The organism is Terrabacter sp. Soil810, assembly GCF_001429645.1.
GTDB lineage: Bacteria > Actinomycetota > Actinomycetes > Actinomycetales > Dermatophilaceae > Terrabacter.
Genome location: NZ_LMSW01000003.1, coordinates 187,768 through 200,737 on the forward strand (window position 1 = coordinate 187,768; position 12,970 = coordinate 200,737).

A 12,970-nucleotide genomic window follows, 5' to 3' on the forward strand; every position below is an offset into this window, starting at 1 on the left:
CCCACGCCACGAGCGCCGTCGCGCGCCCGACGAGAGCCAGCCCCGCGGGCCGTGACGAGAACTAAGCCTGAACGAGCGTGACCGGCATCGAGGAGTCGGTAGGAAGCCCGAGGTCGCTCGGCTCGCGCCCCTTCGCCACCATCTGCGCCCCGAGCGCCGCGACCATGGCCCCGTTGTCGGTGCACAGCCCGGGACGCGGCACGCGCAGGGTGACGCCGGCCTTGGCACAGCGCTCCTCCGCGAGCGCCCGCAGGCGGGAGTTGGCCGCGACGCCGCCGCCGATGAGCAGGTGGTCGACCTCGTGCTCCTTGCAGGCGAGCAGGGCCTTGCGCGTGAGGACGTCGACGACGGCCTCCTGGAAGCTGGCCGCGACGTCGGCGACGGGCACGGTCTCGCCGGCACGCTGACGGGTCTCGACCCACCGCGCGACGGCCGTCTTGAGCCCCGAGAACGAGAAGTCGAAGCGGTGCCGCTCCATGTCGCGACCGGTCGTGAGCCCGCGAGGGAAGTCGATGGCGATCCGGTTGCCTTCTCGCGCAGCGCGATCCACGTGCGGACCACCCGGGAAGGGCAGACCGAGCACGCGCGCGACCTTGTCGAAGGCCTCCCCCGCGGCGTCGTCCATCGTCGAGCCGAGCGAGCGCACGTCGTGGGTGACGTCGGGGACGAGGAGCAGCGAGGAGTGACCACCCGAGACGAGCATCGCCATCGTCGGCTCGGGCAGCGGACCGTGCTCGACGATGTCGACGGCGACGTGCGAGGCGAGGTGGTTGACGCCGTAGATCGGCTTGCCGAGCGCGAGGGCGAGGGCCTTGGCCGAGGCGACCCCGACGAGGAGGGCGCCGGCCAGTCCGGGACCCGAGGTCACCGAGATGGCGTCGAGGTCGCGCAGCTGCACGCCGGCCTCGCGGCAGGCCCGCTCGATCGTCGGCACCATGGCCTCGAGGTGGGCTCGGCTCGCGACCTCGGGGACGACACCGCCGAAGCGGGCGTGCTCCTCGACGCTGCTCGCGACCGTGTCGACGAGCAGCGTCTGCCCGCGGACGATGCCGACACCCGTCTCGTCGCAGGACGTCTCGATGCCGAGGACGAGGGGCTCGTCGCTCATGCGTCTCCCTTCGTGACGAGAAGGCGCATGACGAGCGCGTCCACGTCGCCTGGTTGGTAGTAGCGGCGGCGCACCGAGATGACCTCGAAGCCGGCCCGGTCGTAGAGGCGCCGTGCCGCGTCGTTGTCGGCGCGCACCTCGAGCAGCACCGCGTCGACCCCGCGCAGCGTCGCCCGACGGACGAGCTCGGCGAGCAGGACGCGGCCCGTGCCGTGGCCCTGGTGGTCGGGGGCGGTCGCGATCGTCATGACGTCGGCGACGTCTCCTGCGACGTCGAGACCGGCATACCCGGCGATGGCGCCGTCGGCCGTCGTCGCGACGACGTAGTCGCGACGGGGGCGACCGGCGAGCTCGCTCCACCACGTGGCCGCGGACCACGCGTCGTCGGCGAAGAGCTGCTCCTCGAGCTCGGCGAGGCGGGCGAGGTCGGTCCACTCGAGGTCGCGCAGCACGACCCCCTCACCGCGGCGCACCTGCGGCTCCGTCACGGTCACCCGAGGGTCGACTTCGTCGAGGGAGGCGCTGGAGCGGCGTCGGGTCGGCGCAGGTAGAGCGGCTCGAGACCGTCGAAGCCGTGGCCGGGGTCGATCCACTGGAGCTCGGTGGCGGCCGGGTGCGCCGCCGCGGCGAGGCGGCGGACGGCGAGGTCGGCGAGCGCTCCCCCGCTGACGTCGAGGGGCTCCACGGCCCGCGGGAGGGCCTCGGCGTAGAGGCCGGGCCCGCGCCCGGCCGTGGGCAGGGCGCGCGCCTCGGTGGGGAGGTCGGACGCCCGCGACACCGCGGGCTCAGTGACGCGGTCGGCGCGAGCGTCCCCGAGGACGTACGCGGCGGCATACACCTCCTTGCGGCGGGCGTCCGTCGCGACGAGCAGGTCGCCGCGCCGCCCACCGAGCCACGCCTCGTGGGCGATCGCGTCGAGGCTCGTCAGGCCGCGCACCGGCAGACCGAGCGCGAAGGCGAACGTCCGGCCGGTGACGATGCCGACGCGGAGGCCGGTGAAGGGGCCGGGGCCGATGCCGACGACGACGTCGGTGACGTCTCCCGGCTCGGCGCCGACCTGGGCCAGGGCATCGCGGACGTTGGGCGCGAGGTGCTCGGCGTGCGCACGGGCGTCGAGCGTCGTGGCCTCCGCGACGACCGAGGCGCCGTCGTGCAGGCCGACGGTGATGGCGGTCGTGGAGGTGTCGATCGCGAGCAGGAGCACGTCGGTCAGGCTATCCGAGCACGCACGCGGACCCGCACCCGTGCCGCCCTCGCGTGCCGTCCGGACGCGTCGAGCGGGGGCGGTCAGCGCGCCGGCGCGACCGCGTCGAGGACGTCGTCCCAGCGGTCGCCCACGCCGACGAGGCGCGCCGTGCGCACGTCGTCGCCCGTGATCGTCAGCTCGAGCCGCGACTCGCTCAGCTGCTCGGCGAGCCCGGCGCCCCACTCGACGACGGTGACGCTCGCGTCGAGGTCGGCATCGAGGTCGAGGTCGTCGAGCTCGATGGCGCTGCCGAGGCGGTAGGCGTCGACGTGGACGAGCAGCGGGCCGCCGACGAGCGACGGGTGCACTCGTGCGATGACGAAGGTCGGCGACGTGATGGGGCCACGCACACCGAGCCCCTCGGCGATGCCCTGCGTCAGCGTCGTCTTGCCGGCACCGAGGTCGCCGGTGAGGACGAGCACGTCGCCGCCGCGCAGCCGGGCGCCGAGATGGCGGCCGAAGTCCTGGGTGTCCTCGGTCGTGGCCCAGCGCACCTCGCGCTCCACGTGCTCACGCCCCCTTGGTGCGCGCCTGCTTGACGCGGCCGGACCGGACGAGCTCGGCCGCCTCCTTCTCGAGGCGGCGCTGGCGGCGGTTCTTGGCGACGTCGGTGACGATGCGGCGCACGCGCGGCTGCGAGGCGACCTCGATCTGCTCGGCTCGTGCCCGCGCCGACTGGTCGACGAGCTGTACGAGGTGCGCGTTCAGCAGGTCGGGGTGCTCGAGCATGATGACGTGCCCGGCGTCGTTGACGACGATGTGCTCGGCGCCGGGGATGCCCTCGACGATGAGCTCGCTGTGTGACGGCGGCGTCAGGATGTCGTCGCGCCCGTTGAAGACGAGGACGACGGCGTGCCGGAACTCGAGGAGCGCGGGCCGCTTGTCGAAGCCGTCGAACGTCTGGAGGTAGTCGTTGACGACGTCGAGCGGCGTGCCGAGCAGGATGTCGCTCGTGTAGCGCACGACCGAGCGCGGCACCGGCGAGGCGAACGAGTTCTGCTCGACCATGAAGTGCTCGATGTCGCGCCCCACCCGTCGGATCCGGGTGAAGAGCTCGGGGCGGTGGCTCAGCGGGCCGAGCACGCCCGGTCCGATTCGCTCGAGCAGGAGCCGGCCGAAGGTCGCGGTGCGTCCGCCGTTGGCGAGCATGATGCCCCCGGGACTCGTCGCGACGAACGCGGCTCCGACGACCCGCTCGAGGACGAGCTGTGGCTCTGCCTCACCGAGCCCGAGCATCGTCATGCCACCCATCGAGTGGCCGACGAGCACGAGGTCGCCCTCGGGCACGAGCTCGGTGATGACCGTGTGGAGGTCCTGACCGAGCCGGTCGATGGTGTAGCTGTCCTTCTCGCCGCGACCCGACCGGCCGTGGCCGCGCTGGTCCCAGCTGACGACGCGGTAGCCGGCCTCCTTGAGGGCGCGGCGCTGGTAGACCCAGCAGCGCAGGCTGAGGCAGTAGCCGTGCGTCAGCACGACGGTGGGCAGCTCGTCGGGGCGCCCGTGCCTCGTGGTGCCGTCCGCTGCGGCGCGGGCCGCGGCGGCGGAGGGGAGGTCGATCTCGACGTGGAGCGGGACGCCGTCGTCGGTGAGCACGACGCGCTCCTCGTCGGGCGTGATGTCGAGCAGCTCGGGCGTCTCCAGCGCCGCCATCGCGGCCCGGTGCTTGCCGGCGCGGTCGGCGGCGATGCCCGCGGCCACACCTGCGGCGACGCCGAGCGTGGCGGCGGCGATCCCGATGACCGGGTTGCGGCGCGAGCTCATGCGGTGCCCTCGGGCGCGCCGACGTAGAGCCTCGGCACGCGGGCCCCGAGCCGTGTCACGATCTCGTAGCTGATGGTGTCGGTCGCGTCGGCCCAGTCCTGGGCCGTGGGCTCACCGGGGGCGCCGCCGAAGAGCGTCACGACGTCACCGGCCCGGGCCCGCGAGCCCGGTCCGAGGTCGACGACGAACTGGTCCATGCAGACGCGTCCGGCGATGGTGGTGCGCTGACCGTCGACGAGCAGTGGCCCGACGTTGGTCGCGTTGCGGGGCACGCCGTCGGCATAGCCGGCCGGCACGAGCCCGACGACCGTGTCGACATCCGGGACGTAGGCGTGTCCGTAGCTGATGCCCTGTCCTGCCGGCAGCGCCTTGACGAGGGCGAGGCGCGCGCGCAGTGTCATGACCGGGCGCAGGCCGAAGTCGTCGTCGACCTGTGGCACGGGGGTGAGGCCGTAGATCGCGATGCCGGGCCGCACGAGGTCGGCGTGCGCCGAGGGGTGCACGAGGGTCGCCGCCGAGTTGGCGAGGTGGCGCACCTCGGGGCGCAGACCGGCCCGCTCGGCCTCGGTGACGGCCTCGAAGAAGCGCTCCTGCTGGGCGAGCACCGTGGGGTGCTCGGGCGAGTCGGCGTGGGCGAAGTGGGTCCAGAGGCCGACGACGCGCACGGAGCCGTCGGCCTCGGCGCGATGCGCGTGCTGCACGAGGGTGGTCCAGTCGCGGCCGTAGGCTCCGCCGCGCCCGAGACCCGTGTCGACCTTGAGGTGGACCCGCGCCGTGCGTCCGATCCGGGACGCCGCCGCTGCGATCTCGTCGATGACCCACGGCGCCGAGGCCGAGAGGTCGATGTCGCGCTCGACGGCGCCGCCGAAGTCGGAGCCGGGCACGCTGAGCCAGGTCAGCAGTCGCGTCGTGATGCCGGCGTCGCGCAGCGCGAACGCCTCGACCAGCTGGGCCGCCCCGAGCCACGTCGCGCCTCCGCGCACCGCGGCTCGCGCGACGGGAAGCAGGCCGTGGCCGTAGGCGTCGGCCTTGACGACGGCCATGAGCTCCGACGTCGGGGCCAGCGCGCCGAGCGTGCGCACGTTGGCCGCGAGCGCCGTGAGGTCGATCTCGGCCCACACGGTCAGGCCGTGGGTCTCCGGTGCGGTCGGGCTCCCGGCGGTGGGCGTCGTGGTCCGCTCGGCGTCGGAGGCGTCGATCTGGCTCATCGGTTCAGTCTCGCAGTTCGTCTGGGTGGTCCGGGTGCGGGGCTCCGCGTGCGGGACGCGGGGGCCAGGCTCACCCGGGCGCGGACCGTCCCCGGGCCAGCAGGTCGCGCACCGTCGGTCGTATGCCGTGGGCCACCGCGAGTGCGCGCAGCGGGCCGCCGCCCGAGACCCGGTCGGCGGTGACGCCGTGCACGAGCGTCCCGAGGGAGGCCGCGTCGTGCGGCGAGAGGCCGGCTGCGAGCAGGGCGCCGATGACGCCCGAGAGCACGTCGCCGGCCCCCGCCGTGGCGAGCCAGGGCGGGGCGTCGGCCTGGGAGCGCACCGGCTCGTCCTCGGTGACGACGAGCGTCGTCGCGCCCTTGAGCAGCACGGTGGCGCCGGTCAGGGCGACGAGGCGGCGGGCGTGACCGAGCGGGTCGGCTCTGACCTCGTCGGCGGTGACCTCGGCGGGACCGTCGACGCTGCTTGCGCCACCGTGCACGCTCGCGGAGCCACCGGAGTCGGACGAACCTGCGTCATCCGTCCCCGATGACTGCCTCTCGAGGCGGGTCAGGAGCCGGGCCAGCTCGCCGGCGTGCGGCGTCAGGACCGTGGGCGCGTCACGTCGGCCGTCGACGAGGGCCAGTCCCCCGGCATCGACGACCACCGGCAGGTCGCTCGCCAGGGCGGCACGTGCCGCGTCGAGCTGGGACCGGCCGGCATCGTCGTCGGTCTCGGTGTCGAGACCCGGACCCACGACCCACGCCTGCACGCGTCCGTCGCCCACGACGGCCTCGGGCACGGCCTGGTGGACGAGGCCGACCGGGGTCGGCGTGCCGACGTAGCGGAGCATCCCGACGCCGGCCTCAGCGGCGGCGGTCGTGCACAGCACCGCCGCACCGGGGTAGGCCTCACTGCCGGCGATGACGCCCAGGACGCCGCGGGAGTACTTGTCGTCACCCTGACCGGGCACGGGCCACAGGTCGGACACGTCGTCCCACGTCAGCCGCTCGACGGCCGCGGGCACGTCGTCGACGTCGACCCCGATGTCGACGACGGTGAGCCGGCCGGTCGCGCCCTCACCGGCCGGGAGCAGGTGCACGGGCTTGGGGGTGCCGAACGTGACGGTCTCGTCGGCCCACACGGCGTCGTCCTCGCCGGACTCCCCGGCAGGGTCGAGGCCGCTCGCGAGGTCGACAGCCAGCACCCACGCGTCGTCGTCGACGGCGTCCACGAGGCGCGCGGCCTCGGGCCGCAGACCCGGCCGGCCGCCGATGCCGACGATGCCGTCGAGCACGAGGTCGGCCTCCGCGACGACGTCTGCCGCAGCACGCTGGTCGTCGGAGGCCACGTGGACCATGACCCCCGCTGACTCGGCAGCCGCGAGAGCAGCAGCGTGCACGCCGGAGCGGCCCGACGACGGCACGAGCACCACGGCGCAGGCGAAGCCCGACTCGGCGAGGTGGGCCACCGCATACAACGTGTCGCCGCCGTTGTCACCGGCGCCGACGAGACCCACGACGGTGGTGCCCTCGATGTCGGCGAGGCGGGCCACGGCGACCTCGGCGAGGCCGAGGGCGGCCCGCGACATGAGCTCGCCCTCGGGCAGCTCGGCCATGGCGGCGGCCTCGGCGGAGCGGACCGCCTCGACGGAGTGGGCGCGGATCATCAGCCCTCCGCGATGACGACGGCCGACGCGACACCCGCGTCGTGCGACAGGGACAGGTGGAAGGAGTCGACACCGAGGGCGTTGGCCCGCGCGAGGACGGTGCCCCCGATCTCGAGCGAGGGTCGGCCGTCGTCGTTGGTCACGACCCGGGCGTCGGTCCAGTGCAGGCCGACGGGAGCGCCCAGCGACTTGGCGAGCGCCTCCTTGGCCGCGAAGCGCGCCGCGAGCGAGGCGATGCCGAGGTGGCGCTCCTCGACGGTGAAGAGCCGTTCGCGTAGCGCCGGGGTGCGCTCGAGGGTGGACCCGAAACGCTCGATGTCGACGACGTCGATCCCGACCCCGACGATCACGTCACTCGACCGTGACCGACTTGGCGAGGTTGCGCGGCTGGTCGACGTCGAGGCCCTTGGCCGTCGACAGCCACAGCGCGAAGACCTGGAGCGGGACCACGGTGAGCAGCGGCGCGAGCAGCGGAGAGGTCGCGGGCACCCGGATGACCTCGTCGGCGAACGGCTCGACGGAGTCGTCACCCTCCTCGGCGATGACGAGGGTGCGGGCGCCGCGGGCGCGGATCTCCTGGATGTTGCTGACGACCTTGCCGTGCAGGCCGTGCTCGCTCGTCGGCGACGGCACGATGACGAAGACGGGCTGGCCGGGCTCGATGAGCGCGATGGGGCCGTGCTTGAGCTCGCCAGCGGCGAACCCCTCGGCGTGGATGTAGGCGAGCTCCTTGAGCTTGAGCGCACCCTCCATGGCGATCGGGTAGCCGACGTGGCGGCCGAGGAAGAGGACCGCGCGGGTGTCGGCCATGAACTTGGCGATCTCCCTGACCCGGCCCATCTGGCCGAGCAGCGTCTCGATCTTGGCGGGGACGCCGCTCAGCTCCTTCATGACCGACTGCGCGTCGTCGGCGAACGAGCCGCCGCGCAGCTGCGCGAGGTAGAGGCCGAGGACGTAGCAGGCGGTGATCTGCGCGAGGAACGCCTTGGTCGAGGCGACCGCGATCTCAGGACCGGCGTGCGTGTAGAGCACGGCGTCGGACTCGCGCGGGATGGTCGAGCCGTGCGTGTTGCAGACCGAGACCGTGATGGCACCGAGCTCGCGGGCGTGCTTGACGGCCATCAGGGTGTCCATCGTCTCGCCCGACTGGCTGATCGAGACGACGAGCGTGCGCTCGTTGACGATCGGGTCGCAGTAGCGGAACTCGTGCGCGAGGGCGACCTCGACGGGGATGCGCGTCCAGTGCTCGATGGCGTACTTCGCGACCATGCCGGCATACGCGGCGGTGCCGCACGCGACGATCGTGATGCGGTCGACGGACCGGAGCTGCTCCTCGGAGATGCTCATGTCGTCGAGGACGAGGCGCCCCTCGGCGTCGGTGCGCCCGAGCAGCGTGTCGGCGACGGCGTGCGGCTGGTCGTTGATCTCCTTCTCCATGAAGGTCGCGTAGCCGCCCTTCTCGGCGGCCGCGGCGTCCCACGTGACCTCGTACGCCTTGCCCTCGGCGGGCGAGCCGTCGAAGTTGATGACGGACGCACCATCGGGAGTGATCGTGACGATCTGGTCCTGGGCGAGCTCGAGGGCGTGGCGCGTGTGGCCGATGAAGGCCGCGACGTCGGAGCCGAGGTAGTTCGCGTCGTCGCCGAGACCGACGACGAGCGGGCTGTTGCGGCGGGCCCCGACGACGACGCCGGGCTGGTCGGCGTGGATCGCGAGGAGCGTGAAGGCGCCCTCGAGGTCGGCGACGACGGCGCGCATGGCGTCGGTCAGGTCGTGCTCGCGCTCGTAGGCGGCGGCCACGAGGTGGGCGACGACCTCGGTGTCGGTCTCGCTCGTGAACTGGATGCCGTCGGCCAGCAGGCCCTTCTTCAGCGCGTGGAAGTTCTCGATGATGCCGTTGTGGATGAGGGCGAGCTTGCCGTCCTTGCCACCCCGGTGCGGGTGGGCGTTCTCGTCGGTCGGGCCGCCGTGGGTGGCCCAACGGGTGTGGCCGATCCCGGTCGTCGAGGACGGCATCGGGTGGGCCTCGAGCTCGGCCGTGAGGTTGGCCAGCTTGCCCGACTTCTTGCGCGTCTCGACGTGGTCGGCGTCGAGCAGGGCCACGCCTGCCGAGTCGTAGCCGCGGTACTCCAGACGGGCCAGGCCCTCCATCACGACGTCGAGCGCCGTCCCGTCGTCGGTCCGCCCGACGTATCCCACGATTCCGCACATGGGGTCCAGCCTAGGGGACCGTCCGAGGGGCCAATGCCACCCCCGCCCCCGGCGTCCGCAAGAATGTGGCTCGTGTCGGAGCCATCCAGCGGTACCGGCGGTGACGGCGGCGAGGGCGCCAACGGGACCGCGATCCCGTCGCCGTACGTCGAGTTCGACCGGGCCGCGTGGTCACGGTTGCGCGAGAACCACCCGCTCAACCTCGACGACGCCGACCTCGCGCGCCTGCGCGGCCTCGGCGACCGCGTCGACCTCAACGAGGTCGAGGAGGTCTACCTCCCCCTCTCGCGCCTGCTCAACTTCTACGTGGGGGCCACCCGCCAGCTGCACCAGGTGACGAGCGACTTCCTCGGTGAGCGCCCGGCCAAGACGCCCTTCGTCATCGGCGTGGCGGGCTCGGTGGCGGTCGGCAAGTCGACGACGGCCCGCATCCTGCGCGAGATGCTCGCGCGCTGGCCCGACACCCCGCGCGTCGCCCTCGTCACGACCGACGGCTTCCTCTTCCCCAACGCGGAGCTCGAGCGCCGAGGCATCCTGCAGCGCAAGGGCTTCCCCGAGTCCTACGACCGCCGGGCGCTGCTCCGCTTCGTCGCCGAGATCAAGTCGGGCCGGGCCGAGGTCACGGCGCCGGTGTACTCGCACCTGACCTACGACATCGTCCCCGGCGAGCGCATCGTCGTGCGCCAGCCCGACGTGCTCATCGTCGAGGGCCTCAACGTGCTCCAGGCGCCCGAGGTGCACCCGGTGCGCGGCACCGGCCTGGCCATCAGCGACTTCTTCGACTTCTCGGTGTACGTCGACGCGTGGGTCGACGACGTGCGCAAGTGGTACGTCGAGCGCTTCCTGCGCCTGCGCGAGACGGCGTTCTCCGATCCCGACTCGTACTTCCACCGCTACGCCGTGCTCTCCGACGACGAGGCCGTCGCGACCGCGAACCGGATCTGGCGCGAGATCAACGGCCCGAACCTCGTCGAGAACATCCTGCCCACGCGGTCACGGGCGAGCCTCGTGCTGTCCAAGGGCGACAACCACGAGGTCCGCCGGGTGCGCCTGCGCAAGATCTGAGCGTCCCGGTCGGCCGAGCACGTATGCCGGGTGGCGGGCGCCTGCTGGGAGCCCGCCGCCCGGCATACGGCGTGGGTCAGGTCAGTACCAGTGCGGCGAGCGCGCCTGCCACGTCGACCAGGCGTTGCACGGGTTGCCGTAGGACATCTCGATGTACCAGAGGCCCCACTTGATCTGGGTCAGCGGGTTGGTGCGGTAGTCGGCACCGAACTGCGCCATCTTGCGGGCCGGGAGGGACTGCGGGATGCCGTAGGCCCCGGAGCTGGCGTTCTCGGCGTACCAGCGCCAGTCGCTCTCGCCGGTCCACAGGTTGACGAGGCAGTTGTACTGCGCGTCGCTCGTCCAGCCGTGGTCGGCCATGAGGACGCGGGCCGCGGCCTGCGGGTCGTCCTTGGCGTTGTCGATGGCGCGCTGGCGCTCCTTCGCACGCTCGGCCTTGGCGGCCTCCTCGCGGGCCAGCTCGGCCTGCTTGGCGGCTTCCTTCTTCTTCTTGGCCTCGAGCTCCTTGGCGGTGCGCAGGCCGGTGGCCGCGATGGCGGTGCGGCGCTCGTTGCGCGAGACCGAGGCGGCGGCGCGGTAGGTCGTGTCGACCGTCGAGGCGCGGGCCAGCTCGTCGGTCTGGGCGACGACCCCGCTGCCGACGACGAACGCGGCCGCGTCGGCGCCGATGAGGTTGGTGGCCTTGGCGTAGGCGAAGCCTGAGGCTCCGAGGCCGAGCGCGAGCGCGCCGGCGAGGATCGGCCGGCCGACGTGGCGCTGGCGCGCGGTCGGCTTGGCGTGGCGGCTGCTGCGCGTCGCGTGCGGCAGGGACGCCGCCGGGCGCCGGGGACCGGCGCCGTCGGCGTGGTCGGTAGAGGCAGCGCTGACGGGGATGGCGCGTGTGGGGTCGAAGGCCCGACGGGCTCCCTGGGTCGCACCCGCAGCGGGCTGGCTCACCGGTCGCGGGCTCCGGGGGACGGCCGGAGCCGTCTCGGGGTCGACGCGGTCGGACCGCGCCGAGGGGGTGGCGGGGTTCGGGCGCGGAGCGGTCGAGGGAGCCGGAGCGTTGCGGTGCCGGCCTTCATACCGTGCCATGAACAGACGTCACGCCTTCCTGGGTCGAGGGGGTGTGCCCGGCGCGTGCGTCTGCGGGCGCTGGCCCGTCGACGGCTGCGCCCGACGTGTGGAGGTGACCCGGGGGGATCGCGCTCACACCCCGAGGTGAGCGTTACCGTTCCGAGATCTTTCAACCTCACACGGTGCCAGCCGACTGCACCCGGGAGCAAGTCGGCATCCACCGTGGAGGGTGTTTCAGGGGGCCGGAGCGAGTGGCCCAGCGCACAGCGTCCCCGAGCCGCGTGCTCGGGGAGCGCCGTGCGTCGTGTGACTCAGGTCACATCTCGAGACCTTCGAGCATGTCGGTGACGAGTGCCGCGATCGGGCTGCGCTCGCTGCGCGTCAGGGTGACGTGCGCGAAGAGCGGGTGACCCTTGAGCTTCTCGATGACCGCCGCCACACCGTCGTGGCGCCCCACCCGGAGGTTGTCGCGCTGGGCGACGTCGTGCGTGAGCACGACCTTGCTGTTCTGGCCGATGCGCGAGAGGACCGTGAGGAGCACGTTGCGCTCGAGCGACTGGGCCTCGTCGACGATGACGAACGCGTCGTGGAGCGAGCGCCCGCGGATGTGGGTCAGCGGCAGCACCTCGAGCAGGCCGCGGTCCATGATCTCCTCGACGACCTCGGTCGAGACGAGGGCCCCGAGCGTGTCGAAGACCGCCTGGCCCCACGGGTTCATCTTCTCCTGCTCGGTGCCGGGCAGGTAGCCGAGCTCCTGGCCGCCGACGGCGAAGAGCGGGCGGAAGACGAGCACCTTGCGCTGGGCGCGACGCTCCATGACGGACTCGAGGCCCGCGCAGAGCGCGAGCGCCGACTTGCCCGTGCCGGCGCGCCCACCGAGGCTGACGATGCCGACGTCGGGGTCGAGCAGCAGGTCGAGGGCGATCCGCTGCTCGGCGCTGCGGCCATGCAGGCCGAAGGCGTCACGGTCGCCGCGCACGAGACGGATCTGCTTGTCGGCACCGACCCGCCCCAGACCGCTTCCCCGCGGCGAGAGCAGGACGAGACCGGTGTGGCACGGCAGCTCGGCGGCGCCGGCGTGCTCGATACGGCCGCGGTCGTAGAGCTGGTCGAGCTCCTCGCTGCTGACCTCGAGCTCCTGCAGCCCGGTCCAGCCCGAGTCGACGCCCTGCTCGTGGCGGTACTCCTCCGCCTCGAGGCCGCACGCCGAGGCCTTGACGCGCATCGGGAGGTCCTTGGACACGATGGTGACGTCGGCGCCCTCGTTGGCGAGGTTGCGGGCCACCGCGAGGATCCGCGTGTCGTTGTCGCCGAGACGGAAGCCCGCCGGCAGCGACGAGGGGTCGGTGTGGTTCAGCTCGACGCGCAGCGTGCCGCCCTCGGCGCCCACGGCCACCGGCTTGTCGAGACGGCCCTCGCTGACGCGGAGGTCGTCGAGCAGGCGCAGGGCCTGGCGGGCGAAGTAGCCGAGCTCCGGATGGTGCCGCTTGCCCTCGAGCTCGGTCACCACGACGACCGGGAGCACGACCTCGTGCTCGGCGAAGCGGAGCATGGCCCGGGGGTCGGACAGGAGCACCGACGTGTCGAGGACGTACGTCTTGTGCTCGGGCTCGCGTTCGCGGGCCGTCGTGCGCGTGGTGGCGCGAGTCGTGGCGCGTGTGGAGGCC

The 12,970-nt window shown here is 73.1% G+C and carries 12 protein-coding genes; 1 reads left to right on the forward strand and 11 read right to left on the reverse strand.

Annotated elements, in window-relative coordinates; translation table 11 throughout:
* Positions 1-61: 61 nt before the first annotated feature.
* The 9 genes from tsaD to glmS all read right to left on the reverse strand — a co-directional run bounded on the left by tsaD (position 62) and on the right by glmS (position 9,182).
* Positions 62-1,108, reverse strand: a complete 1,047-nt coding sequence (gene tsaD / locus ASG96_RS04840) for a tRNA (adenosine(37)-N6)-threonylcarbamoyltransferase complex transferase subunit TsaD (protein ID WP_057586974.1) — start codon at positions 1,106-1,108, stop codon at positions 62-64.
* Positions 1,105-1,596 carry a ribosomal protein S18-alanine N-acetyltransferase gene (gene rimI / locus ASG96_RS04845; protein ID WP_369793638.1) on the reverse strand — a complete coding sequence of 164 codons (492 nt, stop codon included), beginning with the start codon at positions 1,594-1,596 and terminating at the stop codon, positions 1,105-1,107. The genes tsaD and rimI overlap by 4 nt, the downstream gene beginning before the upstream one ends.
* A gap of 2 nt (positions 1,597-1,598) precedes the next feature.
* Positions 1,599-2,312 (reverse strand): tRNA (adenosine(37)-N6)-threonylcarbamoyltransferase complex dimerization subunit type 1 TsaB, encoded by a 714-nt coding sequence (gene tsaB / locus ASG96_RS04850; RefSeq protein WP_056760692.1) that lies wholly within the window; start codon positions 2,310-2,312, stop codon positions 1,599-1,601.
* A gap of 83 nt (positions 2,313-2,395) precedes the next feature.
* Positions 2,396-2,860 carry a tRNA (adenosine(37)-N6)-threonylcarbamoyltransferase complex ATPase subunit type 1 TsaE gene (gene tsaE / locus ASG96_RS04855; RefSeq protein WP_056760689.1) on the reverse strand — a complete coding sequence of 155 codons (465 nt, stop codon included), beginning with the start codon at positions 2,858-2,860 and terminating at the stop codon, positions 2,396-2,398.
* A 4-nt stretch (positions 2,861-2,864) separates the two neighbouring features.
* The gene (locus ASG96_RS04860) at positions 2,865-4,115 is read right to left on the reverse strand and encodes an alpha/beta fold hydrolase (RefSeq protein WP_056760685.1); all 1,251 of its coding nucleotides are present in this window, start codon (positions 4,113-4,115) and stop codon (positions 2,865-2,867) included.
* Positions 4,112-5,323: an alanine racemase gene (alr, locus tag ASG96_RS04865; protein WP_082591631.1), complete on the reverse strand. Its 1,212-nt coding sequence runs from the start codon at positions 5,321-5,323 to the stop codon at positions 4,112-4,114. The genes ASG96_RS04860 and alr overlap by 4 nt, the downstream gene beginning before the upstream one ends.
* Before the next feature lie 70 nt (positions 5,324-5,393).
* Positions 5,394-6,971 (reverse strand): bifunctional ADP-dependent NAD(P)H-hydrate dehydratase/NAD(P)H-hydrate epimerase, encoded by a 1,578-nt coding sequence (locus tag ASG96_RS04870; RefSeq protein ID WP_057586976.1) that lies wholly within the window; start codon positions 6,969-6,971, stop codon positions 5,394-5,396.
* Positions 6,971-7,321, reverse strand: a complete 351-nt coding sequence (locus ASG96_RS04875; RefSeq protein WP_056760678.1) for a holo-ACP synthase — start codon at positions 7,319-7,321, stop codon at positions 6,971-6,973. The genes ASG96_RS04870 and ASG96_RS04875 overlap by 1 nt, the downstream gene beginning before the upstream one ends.
* A gap of 1 nt (position 7,322) precedes the next feature.
* A complete protein-coding gene (gene glmS / locus ASG96_RS04880) occupies positions 7,323-9,182 on the reverse strand; it encodes a glutamine--fructose-6-phosphate transaminase (isomerizing) (protein ID WP_057586978.1) in 1,860 nt (619 codons plus the stop codon).
* A 63-nt stretch (positions 9,183-9,245) separates the two neighbouring features.
* Between glmS and coaA the strand changes: the two genes are divergently transcribed.
* A complete protein-coding gene (gene coaA, locus ASG96_RS04885) occupies positions 9,246-10,247 on the forward strand; it encodes a type I pantothenate kinase (protein WP_082588927.1) in 1,002 nt (333 codons plus the stop codon).
* An 81-nt stretch (positions 10,248-10,328) separates the two neighbouring features.
* On the opposite strand, the gene ASG96_RS04890 is transcribed toward coaA, so the two are convergent.
* Complete coding sequence (locus ASG96_RS04890) at positions 10,329-11,321, reverse strand: hypothetical protein (RefSeq protein ID WP_057586979.1); 993 nt, start codon at positions 11,319-11,321, stop codon at positions 10,329-10,331.
* A gap of 298 nt (positions 11,322-11,619) precedes the next feature.
* Entirely contained in the window at positions 11,620-12,855 is a 1,236-nt protein-coding gene (locus tag ASG96_RS04895) for a PhoH family protein (RefSeq protein ID WP_235506864.1), read from the reverse strand.
* Positions 12,856-12,970 lie beyond the last annotated feature (115 nt).

Excerpts from the sequence above, each read along its gene's own strand:
- ASG96_RS04870 (WP_057586976.1), bottom strand. The coding sequence starts at position 6,971 with ATGATCCGCGCCCACTCCGTCGAGGCGGTCCGCTCCGCCGAGGCCGCC.
- ASG96_RS04895 (WP_235506864.1), bottom strand. The coding sequence starts at position 12,855 with ATGCTCCGCTTCGCCGAGCACGAGGTCGTGCTCCCGGTCGTCGTGGTG.
- glmS (WP_057586978.1), bottom strand. The coding sequence starts at position 9,182 with ATGTGCGGAATCGTGGGATACGTCGGGCGGACCGACGACGGGACGGCG.
- ASG96_RS04890 (WP_057586979.1), bottom strand. The coding sequence starts at position 11,321 with ATGGCACGGTATGAAGGCCGGCACCGCAACGCTCCGGCTCCCTCGACC.
- coaA (WP_082588927.1), top strand. The coding sequence starts at position 9,246 with ATGTGGCTCGTGTCGGAGCCATCCAGCGGTACCGGCGGTGACGGCGGC.
- alr (WP_082591631.1), bottom strand. The coding sequence starts at position 5,323 with ATGAGCCAGATCGACGCCTCCGACGCCGAGCGGACCACGACGCCCACC.
- tsaD (WP_057586974.1), bottom strand. The coding sequence starts at position 1,108 with ATGAGCGACGAGCCCCTCGTCCTCGGCATCGAGACGTCCTGCGACGAG.
- ASG96_RS04860 (WP_056760685.1), bottom strand. The coding sequence starts at position 4,115 with ATGAGCTCGCGCCGCAACCCGGTCATCGGGATCGCCGCCGCCACGCTC.